The sequence below is a fragment of the Pseudomonas sp. NY5710 genome, assembly GCF_013305665.1.
GTDB classification, from domain to species: domain Bacteria; phylum Pseudomonadota; class Gammaproteobacteria; order Pseudomonadales; family Pseudomonadaceae; genus Aquipseudomonas; species Aquipseudomonas juntendi.
Map to the genome: position 1 here is coordinate 4,419,085 of NZ_CP045554.1, position 14,897 is coordinate 4,433,981.

General features: G+C 65.2%; 12 protein-coding genes. 3 read left to right on the forward strand and 9 right to left on the reverse strand.

Annotation, left to right across the window (positions count from 1 at the left end; all coding sequences use genetic code 11):
* Position 1: 1 nt before the first annotated feature.
* Positions 2–2,179, reverse strand: a complete 2,178-nt coding sequence (locus GEV39_RS20380) for an FUSC family protein (RefSeq protein WP_173891011.1) — start codon at positions 2,177–2,179, stop codon at positions 2–4.
* Positions 2,176–3,705, reverse strand: a complete 1,530-nt coding sequence (locus tag GEV39_RS20385; protein WP_173891012.1) for an efflux transporter outer membrane subunit — start codon at positions 3,703–3,705, stop codon at positions 2,176–2,178. The genes GEV39_RS20380 and GEV39_RS20385 overlap by 4 nt, the downstream gene beginning before the upstream one ends.
* 191 nt (positions 3,706–3,896) lie before the next feature.
* On the opposite strand from GEV39_RS20385, the gene GEV39_RS20390 reads away from it, so the two are divergent.
* Complete coding sequence (locus GEV39_RS20390; protein WP_173891013.1) at positions 3,897–4,844, forward strand: LysR family transcriptional regulator; 948 nt, start codon at positions 3,897–3,899, stop codon at positions 4,842–4,844.
* Between the two features lie 171 nt (positions 4,845–5,015).
* Positions 5,016–5,990 (forward strand): 2-hydroxyacid dehydrogenase, encoded by a 975-nt coding sequence (locus GEV39_RS20395; RefSeq protein WP_173891014.1) that lies wholly within the window; start codon positions 5,016–5,018, stop codon positions 5,988–5,990.
* 84 nt (positions 5,991–6,074) lie between these two features.
* Here GEV39_RS20395 and GEV39_RS20400 read toward each other — a convergent pair whose 3' ends face one another.
* Positions 6,075–6,977, reverse strand: a complete 903-nt coding sequence (locus tag GEV39_RS20400; RefSeq protein WP_173891015.1) for a DMT family transporter — start codon at positions 6,975–6,977, stop codon at positions 6,075–6,077.
* Positions 6,978–7,251: 274 nt separating this feature from the next.
* Between GEV39_RS20400 and GEV39_RS20405 the strand changes: the two genes are divergently transcribed.
* Positions 7,252–8,127, forward strand: coding sequence for a helix-turn-helix domain-containing protein (locus GEV39_RS20405; RefSeq protein ID WP_173891016.1), 876 nt, complete (start codon positions 7,252–7,254; stop codon positions 8,125–8,127).
* Positions 8,128–8,495: 368 nt separating this feature from the next.
* Here the strand turns inward: GEV39_RS20405 and GEV39_RS20410 are convergent, their stop codons facing one another.
* From GEV39_RS20410 to GEV39_RS20435, 6 genes are all read right to left on the reverse strand, one after another.
* Positions 8,496–10,886, reverse strand: a complete 2,391-nt coding sequence (locus tag GEV39_RS20410; protein ID WP_173891017.1) for a TonB-dependent siderophore receptor — start codon at positions 10,884–10,886, stop codon at positions 8,496–8,498.
* A gap of 169 nt (positions 10,887–11,055) precedes the next feature.
* Positions 11,056–12,039: a FecR family protein gene (locus tag GEV39_RS20415; protein WP_173891018.1), complete on the reverse strand. Its 984-nt coding sequence runs from the start codon at positions 12,037–12,039 to the stop codon at positions 11,056–11,058.
* Positions 12,036–12,611, reverse strand: coding sequence for an RNA polymerase sigma factor (locus tag GEV39_RS20420; RefSeq protein WP_173891019.1), 576 nt, complete (start codon positions 12,609–12,611; stop codon positions 12,036–12,038). Before GEV39_RS20420 ends, GEV39_RS20415 begins: the two co-directional genes overlap by 4 nt.
* A 4-nt stretch (positions 12,612–12,615) precedes the next feature.
* Positions 12,616–12,942, reverse strand: a complete 327-nt coding sequence (locus tag GEV39_RS20425; RefSeq protein ID WP_173891020.1) for a DUF3325 domain-containing protein — start codon at positions 12,940–12,942, stop codon at positions 12,616–12,618.
* On the reverse strand, positions 12,942–14,519 hold the full coding sequence (locus GEV39_RS20430; protein ID WP_173891021.1) for a PepSY-associated TM helix domain-containing protein: 1,578 nt from the start codon (positions 14,517–14,519) through the stop codon (positions 12,942–12,944). The genes GEV39_RS20425 and GEV39_RS20430 overlap by 1 nt, the downstream gene beginning before the upstream one ends.
* Positions 14,516–14,821, reverse strand: coding sequence for a DUF3649 domain-containing protein (locus tag GEV39_RS20435; protein WP_173891022.1), 306 nt, complete (start codon positions 14,819–14,821; stop codon positions 14,516–14,518). The genes GEV39_RS20430 and GEV39_RS20435 overlap by 4 nt, the downstream gene beginning before the upstream one ends.
* Between the last annotated feature and the right edge of the window lie 76 nt (positions 14,822–14,897).

Here is a 14,897-nt window from a genome sequence, read left to right on the forward strand (position 1 = left end):
TTCACGCAGCATCAGGCAGTCCTTTCGCCGGCACCAGCGGCGACTGTGGGTCGAGCAAGGAAGAACGGATGAAGTGCAGGTAGCTTTGCGCACGGCGCAGCACCGAGGTATCGAAGTGCCGGGCGAATGGCTCGTCGGTGGCCTGCACCCGGGCAATGGCATGGTCCACTGCTACCAGCGCGCGTTCGTGGTTGCTGGCACTGGGCTGCAGAAACAGCCGTGCCAGGGCCCGGCCCATCACGCGGATAGCCTGGCGCCACGGTTGCGACTCGGCATAGGCCGGGTGCACCGGGGCGCGGGCCTGCTCCTTGCGCAGCTCGATAACCGCGTGGCCGACCTCCAGCACGGTGAACATCCAGCCCATCAGCTCGCTCTGAACCTTCGGCTTGCCGGCTGCCAGGCCGTAGGCCTGGTGCAGCAAGTCGCGGGTGCGGCTTTCGAACGCCGTGCCGATGCCACGCAGGCGGCCGCTGATGGCAAACAACACCTGCTCGCGCAGCTCCTGCTCCAGGCGGCTCCACAACCAGCGGCTGTTGGGTGGCAGGATGATCGCCCCGGCGGCGGCACACACGCACATGCCCAGAATCATGCCGATGTAGTCATTGATGAAGCTGTAGGGGTCGTACACGGTCAGGTTGTTGGGTACCGAGCCGATGGCGAAAAACACCAGCAGGCCGATGCCGTAGCCGGCGTAGGCTGGCCGTGACGAGAGAAACGCGCCGAGCACGAACACGGGCGCCAGCACCATGCACAGCAATGGGAACCCATCGATCCAGGGGAACACGAAAAAGGTCTCGAAGAAGCCGACCACGGCCCCCAGCGCAGTACCGCAGGCCATCTGGAACGACATGCGCTTGGGGTTGGGCGAGGCCGCCGACAAGCCCACGGTCACCGTGGCGATCAGGGTCATCATGGCGCCACTGGGCCAGTCGCTGAGCAGCCAGTAGCTACCCAGCAGCAACAGCACCGTCGAGGCGCGCACACCCGCTGCCAACGACACCAGCCAGCTGGTCTGCGCCACATAGGGCTCGTCCCATTGCTCGCGCTCGTGCTTGTGTGCAGCCAGCGAGGCGTGGGTTTCGGCGTAGCTGAACATCTCGTCGATGAAGCGGTACAACAGCTCGAACACCGTGTGGAAGTCGAGCTGGTCGGCCGCGCTGGGCCCGGTTGCCAGGTAGTCGGCCCGCAGGCTACGCACCTGGGCTTGCAGGCCTTCCTTGTACGCGCCCAGCTCCAGGGTCAGGCGCAAGGCATCGGCGTCGGTCAGCGCCCGGCCCACGTAGGGCTGCAACAGCTCCACCAAGGTATTCAGGCCCGGCTCGATGGCCGTGACGATCTGCCGCGGGCCACGTGCCCGCAGGCGTTCCAGCAGGCGGTGCAGGGCGTTGAAGCGTGTGGTGATGGCCATGAACTCGCTGTTCATACGCACCAGCCGGCCACTACGCCGGCGCATGTGCGGGTCTTCGAAGGCGGTGACGTTACGCAGGCTTTCCAGGCCCACCGCCTCGGCCACGAAGCGCACGTTGCTGCTCTCGAAACGGTCACGCTGGCTGTCACCGCGCAAGGCCTCGACTACCACGCCGGCGAACACGCCAAAGCGCTGGTACAGGGCGTTACGCATGGCGGCGCTGGCCGACTGCGGCAGGATCGCGGCACTGACGAAGGTCGACACCAAGATGCCCAAGGCAATTTCCAGCACCCGCCACACCGCCGCCATGAACGCCTGGTCGGGGTGCTGCAGTACCGGCAGGCCGATCATGGCCGCGGTGTAGCCGGCCAGCACGAAGCCATAGGCGCGGAAGGTACGGTAGCGCATGGCGCCGGCCGAGCACAGCCCAACCCACAGCGCCAGGCTGGGCAGGAACAGCTCGGTGTTTTGCGGAAAAATGGCAATCAACGCCACCATCATCGCCGAGCCGGCCAGGGTGCCGAGCACCCGGTAGAAGCTCTTGGCGAACACATGGCCGCTTTGCGGCTGCATGACGATGAACACGGTGATCATCGCCGTGCGCGGTTGGGGCAGCTCCAGGCGCATGGCCAGCCACAGGGTAATGAACGCGGCTGCCAGTACCTTGAAGATATAAACCCAGGTCACGCCATCGGTACGCGCCCAGGCGAAGAAGCCGCGACGCCATTCCAGGCTTTGCAGCCAGCGCACAGGCAAACTGGAAGTGCTCATTCAGCGTTGTCCGGCCGAGTATCGAAAATGGCCAGGGTCGCCGGGGTCTTCGGCGCAGCCTGGCGTTCTTCCTGGGGTACGTCCTGGCCAGCCTGCAGGCCACCGCCCAGCGCGGTGACCAGCTCGGCATGGGCGATCAGGCGTGCCGCCTGCACCTGCTGCTGCACCTGCTGCTGGCGGAACAGCAAGGTCTGCGCATTGAGCACGTTGAGGTAATCGGTAAGGCCACGCTGGAAGGCGACCATGGCGATATCGTAGGTTTTCTGCGCGGCGGCCACCGATTCGGCAGCGAAGTGCGACTGCTGCTGCATCGACTCGCGGCGGATCAACTGGTCGGAAATGTTCTTCAGCGCACCGACCACGGTCTGGTTGTAGCGCGCCACGGCCACGTCATAGCCAGCCGAGGCCACGCCCAGCTGCGAGCGCAGGCGCCCGCCGTCGAAGATCGGCAGGCTGATGGCCGGGCCAACGTTGTAGTTGAACTTGCGCCCGGTCAGGAATTCCAGCGGCCCGCCGCCCGTGGCCATGAAGCCCAGGCTGCCGACCAGGTCGACGTTGGGGAAGAAGCCGGCGTGCGCGACGTCGATGCCGCGTGCCTGCGCAGCCACCTGCCAGCGGCTGGCGACCACATCCGGGCGCTGGCCGACCAGTGCCGCAGGCAGGTTGGACGGCAGCTTCAGTGGTGCGGCCAGGGCCAGGGCCGGGCGCTGCAACTGCGCGCCCTCCCCCGGGCCTTTGCCGGCCAGGGCAGCCAACTGGTTGCGGGCCAGGGCGATTTCTTCGTCGAGGCTATCGAGCTGGCGATGGGTTTCCGGCAGCGGCGCTTCGGCCTGGCTGACTTCGAAATGGGTGCCGATACCGGCCGCCAGGCGGCGCCTGGCCAAGGCCAGGATCTGTTCTTGCTGTGCCAGCTCGGCCTTGACGATATCGCGCTGGGCAAAGTGCAGGCTCAGCTGGATATAGGCGCGCACCACGTTGTTCTGCAGCTCCAGTTGCGCCTGGCGCGCTTCAGCCACGCTCATGTGCGCCTGGTCCACGGCCTGTTCACTGGCGTTGCGTTCACGGCCCCACAAGTCCAGCGCGTAGCTCAAGCCAATGGCCGCGTTGTTGTCCCAGGTGTTGGCACCCGACAACGCACCAGGCCCATAGAACTGGTCTTCAGGCCAGTTGTGGCGCTTGAGCGTGGCCTGGCCGTTGGCCTGGAGCTTTTCAGCCGACTCGATCACACCGGCCATGGCCTTGGCTTCACGCACCCGCGCGGCGGCCATGGCCAGGCTCGGGCTGCCGGCCACTGCCAGGGCAACCCAGCGGTCCAGTTGCGGGTCGCCATAGGCGTGCCACCACTGCTGGTCGGGCCAGTGAGCATCGCTTGCGGTTTCGCGAATGGCCGCGTCGGTGGTCAGGGTATTGGCTTGCAGCGTCTTGCTTTGCGGGGCGATGCCCCAGGTTCCGATACAGCCGCTCAAGGTGAGGGCAAGGGCACAGGCACTGAACGCACTGAGCGTTCTGATGATGCGACGCGGCACAGCTGCGATTTCCCGAGGAAGAGGTGGAGAGGCGGAGCAATTCTAGGGGGCAGCAGCACTGGCGATAAGCGTAGATTCCTGCGAATCTTTGTTACCAAAATGGCGATAATCCGCCTTTGGTCGAAGGTAAGTTTTCATAACTTTTGCGTTGCTTCGTGACACAATTTTGTCCTCTACCTAGAGAGTGACCCATGGACACCCTGCAAAACATGCGTGCTTTCAGTTGCGTAGCGCAATTAGGCAGCTTCACGGCCGCTGCGGCGCAACTGGACACCACCACCGCGAACGTATCGCGGGCGGTCTCCAACCTGGAAGCCCATCTGCAAACAAGGCTGCTCAACCGTACCACCCGCCGCATTGCGCTGACCGAGGCCGGCAAGCGCTACCTGATGCGCTGCGAACAGATTCTGACCTACGTCGAGGAAGCCGAGGCCGAGGCCAGCGACGCCCATGCGCGCCCCGCCGGGCAATTGAAGGTGCATTCGATGACTGGGGTGGGCCAGCATTTCGTGGTCGATGCGATTGCCCGCTACCGTGAATCGCACCCCGACGTGACCTTCGACCTGACCATGGCCAACCGCGTGCCCGACCTGCTTGACGAGGGCTATGACGTGTCCATCGTGCTGGCCACCGAGCTGCCGGACTCGGGGTTCGTTTCGCAGCGCCTGGGCATCACCTACAGCATCGTCTGCGCGTCGCCGGCCTACATCGCCCGCAATGGCCTGCCGCACAAACCTGCCGACCTGCTCAAGCACGCCTGCCTGCGCATGGTCAGCCCGGTGATCCCGCTGGAAAAGTGGCTGTTCGATGGCCCGGAAGGCCAGGAGATGGTCAACATCACCAGCTCACCGTTCATGGTCAACACCGCCGACGCCATGAAGACCGCGATCCGCAGCGGCATGGGCGTAGGCGTGCTGCCGATTTATTCGGCCATCGATGGCCTGCGCGACGGCAGCCTGGTGCGGGTGCTGCCGGAGTACCGCCTGCAGGAACTGAACCTGTACGCCATCTACCCGTCGCGCCAGTATCTGGATGCCAAGATCAAGACCTGGGTCGAATACCTGCGCAACTCGCTGCCGGAAATTCTTGCCGCGCATGAGGCCGACCTGAAAACCCATCAGGTGCTGATCGCCAACTAAGGGAAGCTGCAAGTCGCAAGTAGCAAGTAGCAAGTTGCAAGTTGCAAGTTGCAAGAAAAAGCAGATCCGTTCACGTGCTGCTTTTTCTTGTAGCTTGTAGCTTGTAGCTTGTAGCTTGTAGCTTGTAGCTTGTAGCTTGTAGCTTGTAGCTTTCCCCTTGGAAGCAGCCCGATGAAAAAGACCGTCCTGGCCTTCAGCCGAATCACCCCGGCCATGGCCGAGCGCCTGCAGCAAGATTTCAACCTGATCCAGCCCAACCCCAAGTTGGGCGACATCGCCGCCCAGTTCAACGAAGCCCTGCCCGAAGCCCACGGCCTGATCGGGGTCGGGCGCAAGCTTGGCCGGGCGCAGCTGGAAGGTGCGGCCAAGCTCGAGGTGGTGTCCAGCGTGTCGGTCGGCTACGACAACTATGACCTGGACTACTTCAACGAACGCGGCATCGCCCTCACCAACACCCCCGACGTGCTCACCGAAAGCACTGCCGACCTGGGCTTTTCGCTGATCATGGGCTGCGCCCGGCGTACCGCCGAACTCGACGCCTGGACCAAGGCCGGCAACTGGCAGGCAACCGTGGGCCCGGCGCACTTCGGCAGTGATGTGCATGGCAAGACCTTGGGCATCGTCGGCCTGGGCAACATCGGCGCAGCCGTGGCCCGCCGTGGCCGCTTCGGCTTCAACATGCCGATCCTGTACAGCGGCAACAGCCGCAAGAGCGCGCTGGAGCAGGAGCTGGGCGCGCAGTTCCGCAGCCTGGAGCAGTTGCTGGCCGAAGCCGATTTCGTGGTCATCGTGGTGCCCCTGTCGGACGCGACCCGCAAACTGATCGGCAGCCGCGAGCTGAAGCTGATGAAGCCAAGCGCGTTCCTGATCAACATTGCACGCGGGCCGGTGGTCGATGAAGCCGCACTGATCCAAGCCCTGCAGAACGGCACCCTGCGCGGCGCAGGCCTTGATGTCTACGAGAAAGAGCCACTGAGCGATTCGCCGCTGTTCAAGCTGCCCAATGCCCTGACCTTGCCGCACATAGGCTCGGCCACCGCCGAAACCCGCGAAGCCATGGCCAACCGGGCGCTGGACAACCTGCGCGCGGCGCTGCTGGGTGAGCGGCCGCGGGACCTGGTGAACCCGCAGGTGTGGAAGGGCTGATCCCCCGGTTATCCCTGTACCGGCCCTATCGCCGGCAAACCAGCGCCCACAGTTTCGGTAGCTGGCCGCTGATAGGGCCATGATTCATCTGGCCTCCAACCCCCCCTCAGCTACCCGTGCCCTGGGCTTGCGAAACACCAGCACATTCCCTGCCATCACTGCGACAAGCCCCAGCAGGGCCAGCGCCGTCCACTGGTACCCCTCGGCCACCGCCGACACGTTCAACGCCACCAACGGGAACAGCACCGTGCAGTACGCGGCCCGCTCCGGCCCCATGCGCCCCACCAGGGTCAGGTAGGCGGTAAAGGCGATCACCGACCCCGGAACCACCAGGTACAACAGCGAGCCGATGTAGCGCAGGTTCCACTCCATGCCGAACGGCACGCCGCTGACCACACAGTACGTACCCAGCATCACCGCACCGTAGACCATGCCCCAGGCATTGGTGGTCATGGGCCGCAGCCCGGCTTTCTGCTGCATGCTCGACAACATATTGCCGGCTGAAAAGCACAGCGTGCCAAGCAGGGCCAGACCAAGCCCGTACAGGGTCTCGCGGCTGGCCGCGTGGTGCGAAAGCTCGGGCCAGAACAACAAGCCCAACCCAAGCAGGCCCAGGCCGCCGCCGCCAAGCACGTTGCTGGCGATTTTCTGGCCGAAGAAGATTCGCGCATTCAGCGCGTTCCACAGCGTGGCGGTGGAAAACACCACGGCGATCAGGCCGCTGGCGATCCACTGGCTGGCACTGAGGAAGCAAATGAAGTTGACGCAGAACAGGCACAGGCCCTGGGCCAGGCAGATCTGGTGGCCCCGCCTGTTCATCGGCTGCAAGCGACGGGTGAGCAGCAGGAAGGCAAACAGGATCAGACCGGCCAGGGCAAAGCGGTACACGATCGAAACCGGTATGGCGACCACGCCCAGTTGCAGTTTCAAGGCGATCCAGGTGGTGCCCCAGATCAGGACGGTGAGCAGGTAGAGAGACAGGTTCATCGGTGCGGCTCCTCAGGCGATCGACCCTACATCCCGGGGCCGCTGCGCGGCCCATCGCCGGCAAGCCAGCTCCCACAGGGGCAGCGTCAACCTTCAAGCTGGGCGCTGTAACTGAGGGAGCCGGCTTGCCGGCGAGCGAGGGCGCAGCCCTCGCCAGTGCAATCAGTGTTCGCCCGGCCCTGGACTTTGCGCTTGCACAAACTTGCGCATTTGTCGCGCTGGCGGCTGTACGCACGCTCAAGGCGCAGTAGGATGGGCGTCAGAGGAACCCGCCATGACGCCATTCACCCAGCTACAAGTATTCAATGCCATGCACGCCTCGCCCCACGCCCGCCTGGAGCTGAGCGCGCACCTGGGTGACGGGCTGGCGGCGGCGTTGTGGAGCAACCGCGACGACGCCCGCGATTATCAGGCGCCGAGCCATCACACCCTGTCGTGCTACATCGCCGACGGTACCGGCACCTTCCGCCGCCAACGGCCGGCCGACAAAGGCGCGCCCGACAAGCTGTGCATCATGCCGGCCGGCGAGGAATCGAACTGGGTGGTCAATGGCGAGATCCGTCTGGCGCACCTGTATGTCAGCCAAGCGCAGTTCGCCCTTGGTTGCGTGCGCCTGCTCGACCGTGAGCCGCGCGAACTGCAGTTGCAGGAAGCGACCTTTCTTGACGACCCACAGCAGGCCCGACGCTTTCGCCAACTGATCGGCCTGGACTGGGACGAACCCGGCGAGCGTCTGCTCGCCAGCAGCCTGGCGCATGAAATCGTCGACCATGCGCTGCTCAGCCAGGTCGGGCTGCGCCAGGGCCTGCGCCTGAAAGGCGGGCTGGCACCAAGACTGCGTCGGCAACTGGTCGACTACCTCGAGGCGCACCTGGACCAGCCGATCACCCTCGGCGAACTGGCGTTGCGTTGCAACCTGTCCGAGTACCACTTTGCGCGCATGTTCCGCGCCAGCTTCGGGCTGCCACCGCACCAATTCCTGCTGGCACGGCGGCTGCACCGGGCTTGCCAGCTGTTGCGGCTGGGGGGCATGCCGTTGGGAGAAATTGCCCTGGTGTGCGGGTTTGCCAGTGCCAGCCATTTCAGCAATCGGTTCCGCCAGGCCGTTGGCGCCACACCGGGCGAGTACCGCCTGGCCTTCAACCTGTGACATCGGGGCTGCTTTGCAGCCCATCGCAGGCAAGCCAGCTCCCACAGCGATTGCCTCAGGCCCCAGACCTGTGCAGTACCTGTTGAAGCTGGCTTGCCTGCGATGAGGCCAGAACATATCGCGATTCCTGTAGGAGCTGGCTCGCCTGCGATGAGGCCAGAACATATCGCGATTCCTGTGGCAGCTGGCTTGCCTGCGATGAGGCCAGAACATATCGCGATTCCTGTGGCAGCTGGCTTGCCTGCGATGAGGCCAGAACATATCGCGATTCCTGCAGGAGCTGGCTTGCCTGCGATGGGGCCAGAACATATCGCGATTCCTGTGGGAGCTGGCTTGCCTGCGATGGGCCGCGAAGCGGCCCCTGCTCCCTAAAACTCAAAGGTACTGGACAGGCTCACCTGCCGCGCATCCCCAATCGCCACAAAGTATTGGTTCACCGCCGAGCTGTAGTACACCTTGTCGAACAGGTTCTTCACGTTCAGCTGCAACAGCACCTTGTGCTCATCGAGCTTGGTCTCGTAGGTCGCAAATGCGTCAGCCACGGTGTAGGAAGGCAAGTCGAAGGTGTTGGTCGCGTTGCCGCTGCGCTCACCCACATACCGGGCCCCGGCACCAAAGCGCAGGCGGTCGCCGCCGAACAGGCTGCCGTAGTCGTACACCGCCGACAGCGAGCCGCTGTGCTTGGCCACGTTCTGCAGGCGGTTGCCCTTGAGGTCAGGGTCCTGGGTGACCTTGGCATCGGTGAAGGCATAGCTGCCGATCAGGCTCCAACGCTCGCTGAGCTGGCCGGTCAGGTCCAGTTCAACCCCGCGTGAGTTGACTTCACCCGCATTGCTGTAAAGCGTATCGCCGGTGCGCGTGTCGAAATTGGCCACCAGCACGTTGCGCTTGGTGATGTCGAACAGCGCCAAGGTACCGGTCAGGCTGCCTGGCATGTCGAGCTTGGCGCCCAGCTCCCACGACTTGCCCTCTTCCGGCGCCACCGACGAGTCCAGTACCACCCCCCCGGTGAGCGGCGCGATGCTGGAGTTGGGCTTGAACGATTCGCTGTAGCTACCATAGAACGACAGTTGCTCATCGACCTTGTAGACGATACCGGCATGCGGCACCCAGGTCTGGCCGTTGGTATCGGTGTTGGCCGTGAACGGGCGACCACGGCCGGCGTACTGGTCGTACTGCTGGAAGCGTGCACCGGCCACCAGGATCCAGTGATCGTCCAGGTGCAGCGCGTCCTGCAGGAACAGCGCGTCAGTGCGCAGCTTGTCGGTCTGGTCACTGTCGCTGGCACGCACGGTGGTGCCTTCCACTTCCTGCCCGTACACCGGGTTCACGTAGCTGAAGCTGGACCGCGCGGCTTGCCGGATCAGGTCAGCGCGGTAGACCTTGCGGTCTTCATGGTCGGCGCCCAGCAGCAAGTCATGCTGCATGCCGGCCAATTGCACGGTGCCGGCCAGGCTCAAGGTTGCGAACTGGTCCCGGCTCATGGCGCCATGGGTGCCATCGATACTGCGGGTCAGGGTGCCATTGGCTTCGTTCACCCCCGTGACGCGAACCTGGCTGGCGTCGTAGGTCTCACGGTTGAAGCTGTAGCCAACGTGCAGCTTCCAGTCATCGGCCAACTGGTGGTCGACCTCCAGACGATACAGGTCCGAGCGCCCTTCCATGTCGTTGAAGGGCTCGTCCAGGCGCCGGGTGGCGGGAATGTCCAGCGGGTGGCCATTGCTGCCAAAGGCCGTGCCCCGATCGAACGGCGAGAGAAACTCGCGGTGCTCGTAGGCCAGCACCACCTGGGTGTCTTCGCCCAGCCAGGCCAACGACGGCGCGACCAGCGATTCACGATGCACCCCGAAGTTGCGCCAGTAATCTTCGTCTTCGTGGTCGACGATCATGCGGTAGGCGAAGTTGCTGTCGCCCAGCGCGCCGGTGCTGTCGAAGCCCCCGCCGCTGCCGTTCTTGCCGCTGCCGTAGGTGGAGCCCCGCAGGTTCAGGGCATTGTATTGCTCGAGCTGGGGGCGCTTGCTGACCACGTTGATGACCCCGCCCGGGTCTTGGATACCGTACAGCAGCGAGGCCGGCCCCTTGAGCACTTCGACCCGTTCGGTGCTGGCATTGAGGCTGCGGCCCTGCACGATGGGCATGCCATCGCGCATGATCGAGCCGTCGCGGTTGTCACCGAAACCGCGCTTCATCACCGTGTCGGAGGTGCCGCCGAAGTTGTTGCCCTGGGTAATGCCGCTGACGTTGGCCAGGGCATCGTCAAGGTTGCGCGGCGCCTGGTCACGGATGACCTGCGCCGGGACCACGTTGATCGCCTGGGGGATGTCCTGGTTGGCGCCCTGACCACGCATGATCGAAGCCGTGGCCGGGGGTTGGTAGCTGTAGTCGTCCCGGAGCGAGGTCACCGTGGTGGCCTGCAGGTTGAGGGCCCCGGTAGTATCCAGCGCGTCCAGGGTCAGGGTCCGCGCGTCCAGGCGCCGCCAGGTCAGCCCGCTGCTTGCCAGCAGCTGTTGCAGCGCCTGTTCGGCACTGTAGGTGCCGGTCAGCGCCGGCGCCTGCACCCCAGGCAACGCTACGGTGTAAACCACGCTCTGGCCCGTGGTACGGCTGAAGGCGCTGAGGGCCTGGGCCAGCGGTTGCGCCGGCTGGGCAAAGGCGTAGGCCTGCTGTTGCTCGGCAGCGCTGGCCTGGGGAGCCACGGCGACGGTCGGGAGCATGGCAAGGCCGAACCAGAGGGGGACGCAACGCGGGGAGAACTTCATGGACGCTGACCTGTGAGAGGAATATGAGTACGAATGAATCGCACTTCCACTCATTACACGGATACCACCGTCCGTTACCTCACGCGCTTTTGAAAAATATTTTTCCTGTGCTGCCGGGTCGCGGCTAAACCCGCTTCTACGGCAGGCGCCAACGGCGGCCGGCAGGGGGCTAGCGGATCAGCGTCAAACGACCCAGCACGGTCTGCCGTGAAAAACCCATCACCTTGCCCAGCGAATCCAGTGCCCGCAGCGGTTCGGCCAAGGGGAAACTGCCACTGACCTTACGCTGCCCGAGTTCCTCATCCAGCAAGACGATCCGCCCCGGGTAGTAGCGCCCCAGGTCCTCGACCACCTGCGCCAGCGGCACCTGGTAGTAATTCAGCCAGCCCTGGCGCCAGGCCAGGCGGTTGTCGCTGTCCACCGCCAAGGTTGCGCCGGCCCGGCCGGCGCCGTAGCTCACCTGCTGGTTGGCCGTCAGCTCCCTGGCCGCGGCCCCCGCAACCGGGCTCACCGCCACCCGCCCGCTGCGCACCGTGACCTGCGTGCCCTCCCCCTGCTCACGCACCTCGAACTGGGTACCGAGTACCCGCACTTCACCGCCATTGGCCTCGACCAGGAATGGCTCGCCGGTATGCGTGACCTGGAAGAACGCCGCGCCATGCAGCAAGCGCACGCGACGCTTGCCATGGGCAAAATCGACCGCAATTGCACTGCCCGCATCCAGGGTCACCTGCGAGTTGTCCTGCAGGGTAACCTGGCGAATCTGCCCGGCACTGCTGTAGTCGGCCTGCAGGTCCTGCAGCCAGTAGCCTGGGTGCCAGCCCCCGGCTACCCCAATGGCCAGCACCAGGCAGGCCGCCAGCCCGATTGCCGCCAGGCGCGCGCGCCCGGGGCGCCTGGCAGCCGGGCGGGCCATGGCGGCCAGGTAGGGCTGCAGGCTGGCATGCTCTTCGGCAGCCAGCCGCGACGCCGCCACACCACTGTTGCGCCACAGCGCCTGGGCCTGCTCGTACGCGGCGCGGTGCCCGGGCTCGGCCAGCAACCAGCGCTTGAACGAGGCCCCCTCGGCCACTGCAGGTTGCTCGCTGATGCGGCTGAGCCAGCGCAAAGCGGCCTGCGACTGCGCCTCGGTGATCGGCGGTATAGGGCTCATCGGCAGGCACTCCCAGGCCGGCGCGGGGTGGACGCGGGCTCGGCAACACTCGCCTTGCACGCTTCTAGGGCGCGCATCATATGCTTTTCCACCGCGCTCTGGGACAGCTGCATGGCCTTGGCGATCTCGCCGTACTTGCAGCCATGAATGCGATTGAGCAGGAAGATCTGCCGGGTGCGCTCGGGCAAGGCGCGCAAGGCAGCCTCGATACGCTGCAGGTCGTGGTCCACTTCCACGGCCTGCTCCGGCGCGTGCGCCATGCTCGCCTCGTCCACCGCCAGCGCGGCTTCGGCAATGCGTTCGCGGCTGCCCTCACTGCGCAGGTGGTCGATGGCCAGGTTGCCGGCACAGCGCAGCAGGTAGGTATCCAGCGCCTCGACCTTCACCTCGGGGCGACGCCAGAAGCGCAGGAACAACTCCTGGACCAGGTCCGACGCCGTGGCGCGGCAGCCCACGCGCCGGCTGACCAGGGCCTCCATGCGTGCACGCTGGGCCTGGAACACCTGGACAAAACGCGCGCGCCCGCCTGTGCTGTCGGCACCCGACCCGAGGGTATCGCCCTGTTCGCTCATGCTGTCACACCGCCAAAACGGCCAGCACCGGGCCCAGCAGCACACTGCCGGCGGCCAGGCCCAGCAACAGCCGCGGCTGGTACGGCAGGGCGAAAACCCACACGGTTACCGCCGCCATCATCACTGCCGCCCACTCCACCAGGCCATGGGCCCAGCCACGCAGGTGCACACTGAACGCCAGCGACAGCACCAGCAACGACCAGCCCGCCACGCGCAACAGGCGCAAATGGCCGGGGTGCGGCTTGCGCCCGAGCAGGCCGGTAAAATGTTTGTCCATGGCCAGGCACAAGGCAACGAAGCCTGCGTAGGCGAGCAATGCGTTCCCCAGCATCAGCGTGCCTGCGCCGCTTCGGCGCGCGGCTTGTCTGCCGCCCGGGCCGCGCGCTTGGCCAGCGGCGCGGGGCTGCTCAGCATCTTGCCGGCCAGCCAGGCCAGGAACAGCCCGGTACCCAGCGCGGTCAGGTCCAGGCCTGCCATGGCCCAGTCACCTGCCGCCAGCGAATGGTTCAGCCCACGGTCGGTGGTCAGCCCATTGAGCAGCGGCAGCAAGGCGAAGGCCAATGCGCCCAGCGCCAGCTGCTCGCCCCAGGCCCGGCGCCCACTGCGCAGTACGGCGTGGGCCAGGGACAGGCCCCAGACGATGAAGAAGACATTCACCTCCCAATCGGCACGGCCGGCGGCAGCGGCCGGGATCAGCCGGTTGGCCCAGAAGAAGCCCGCCACTGCCAGCAGCAGGCCGCTCATGCTGGCGATATTGAGCACCTCGACCAGGCGCAGCTCGCCGGGCATGTGCGCGCGCTGGGCATGTTTGAGCTGGCGCTTGCCCAGCCACATCACCAGGCCTGTGCCGATCACCGCAGTACCGGCAATGCCAAAGCAGAAATACAGCCAGCGCAGCCAGGGCCCGGCAAAGTTGCCCATGTGCAGGCCGGCAAAGCTGAATGACGTCATCATGGCCCCGCTCTCCGGCTTGCCCTGGCTCAGCAGCGTGCCGCTGGCGCCATCGAACGTCCAGTTGGCGCTGCGCCGGTAGGCCACATGGTCGGCCGCCGATTGGGTGAAGGTGACACGGGCATTGCGGTCGCCCGGGTTCTGCACCTGGATGTTGCCAATGCGTGCCTCGGGTTGCAGCGCCTGCACCTTGGCATACAGGCTGGGCAGCGCGACCAGCGGCGTGGCCACCTGGGCCGCCTTGGGTGCATCGTTGCGCCCGAACAGGTCATTGAAGTACTTGCCGGTGTCGTTGCCATAGCTAGCCATGATCCCCGCCGGCATCACCATGTACATGAACAGCACCAGGCTGCTGTAGCTGATCATCAGGTGGAACGGCAGCACCAGCACGCCGATCGCGTTGTGCCCATCCAGCCACGAGCGCTGGCCCTTGCCGGGGCGGAAGGTGAAGAACTCCTTGAAGAGCTTCTTGTGGGTAATGATGCCGGTGACCAGCCCCAGCAGCATGATGAAGGCGCAGAAGGTCGACAGCCAGCGGCCATAGGGGTACGGCATCTGCAGCTGGAAGTGGAACCGGTAGAAGAACTCGCCGCCGCGGCTGTCGCGCGCCTCTACCGGTTGCCCGGTCTGGGTATCGAGGGTCTTGCTGACAAAGCCGCGCGGCCCGCCGTTGGGGTCGCGATAGCCCACGTTCAAGCCCGCTTCGCGGGCGTTGGGCAAGCGGATGAACCAGGTGCCCGAATGCCCGGCATTGGCCTCCAGGTAACGCTGTGCCAGGGCCAGGCTATGGGCCGGGTCCAGTGCATGGCTGCGCACTTCAGGCTGCGACCAGTGGCTGATCTCTTCCTTGAAATACGACAGCGTGCCGGTAAGGAAAATGGCGAACAACAGCCAGCCGAAGATCAGGCCGGCCCAGGTATGCAGCCAGGCCATGGCCTGGCGGAAGCCGTCTTTCATGAGGTTTTCACCCAGTAGGCAATGCCACTGATCACGCCCAGTACCAGACTTGGCGCCAGCACGCCCAGCCACGCGCGCCAGGCACTGCGGCAGGCGAAGCACCAGATGAAGGCCAGCAGGTAGAAAACGAACGACAGCATCAGGCCGATCAGCGTGGCGTCTACCTTGGGCAACGGTGCCACCAGGGCGATGCAGACGCTGGCCGAAGACGCCAGCAGGTAGCCGCCCAGCAGCGCAGCCAAGCTGCGTGAGGCCACGGCCAGGCGGTAGCTGAGCGGAAGGCCGGCGGGTTTGCGCGTCATGGCGAAGGTCCGGGCGTGTTCGGGGCTGCAATACTAATGATTTCAATTCTCATAAGCAAAGCTTGAACGACAAGCT

Excerpts from the sequence above, each read along its gene's own strand:
- GEV39_RS20380 (WP_173891011.1), bottom strand. The coding sequence starts at position 2,179 with ATGAGCACTTCCAGTTTGCCTGTGCGCTGGCTGCAAAGCCTGGAATGG.
- GEV39_RS20390 (WP_173891013.1), top strand. The coding sequence starts at position 3,897 with ATGGACACCCTGCAAAACATGCGTGCTTTCAGTTGCGTAGCGCAATTA.
- GEV39_RS20395 (WP_173891014.1), top strand. The coding sequence starts at position 5,016 with ATGAAAAAGACCGTCCTGGCCTTCAGCCGAATCACCCCGGCCATGGCC.
- GEV39_RS20400 (WP_173891015.1), bottom strand. The coding sequence starts at position 6,977 with ATGAACCTGTCTCTCTACCTGCTCACCGTCCTGATCTGGGGCACCACC.
- GEV39_RS20405 (WP_173891016.1), top strand. The coding sequence starts at position 7,252 with ATGACGCCATTCACCCAGCTACAAGTATTCAATGCCATGCACGCCTCG.
- GEV39_RS20410 (WP_173891017.1), bottom strand. The coding sequence starts at position 10,886 with ATGAAGTTCTCCCCGCGTTGCGTCCCCCTCTGGTTCGGCCTTGCCATG.
- GEV39_RS20415 (WP_173891018.1), bottom strand. The coding sequence starts at position 12,039 with ATGAGCCCTATACCGCCGATCACCGAGGCGCAGTCGCAGGCCGCTTTG.
- GEV39_RS20420 (WP_173891019.1), bottom strand. The coding sequence starts at position 12,611 with ATGAGCGAACAGGGCGATACCCTCGGGTCGGGTGCCGACAGCACAGGC.
- GEV39_RS20425 (WP_173891020.1), bottom strand. The coding sequence starts at position 12,942 with ATGCTGGGGAACGCATTGCTCGCCTACGCAGGCTTCGTTGCCTTGTGC.
- GEV39_RS20430 (WP_173891021.1), bottom strand. The coding sequence starts at position 14,519 with ATGAAAGACGGCTTCCGCCAGGCCATGGCCTGGCTGCATACCTGGGCC.
- GEV39_RS20435 (WP_173891022.1), bottom strand. The coding sequence starts at position 14,821 with ATGACGCGCAAACCCGCCGGCCTTCCGCTCAGCTACCGCCTGGCCGTG.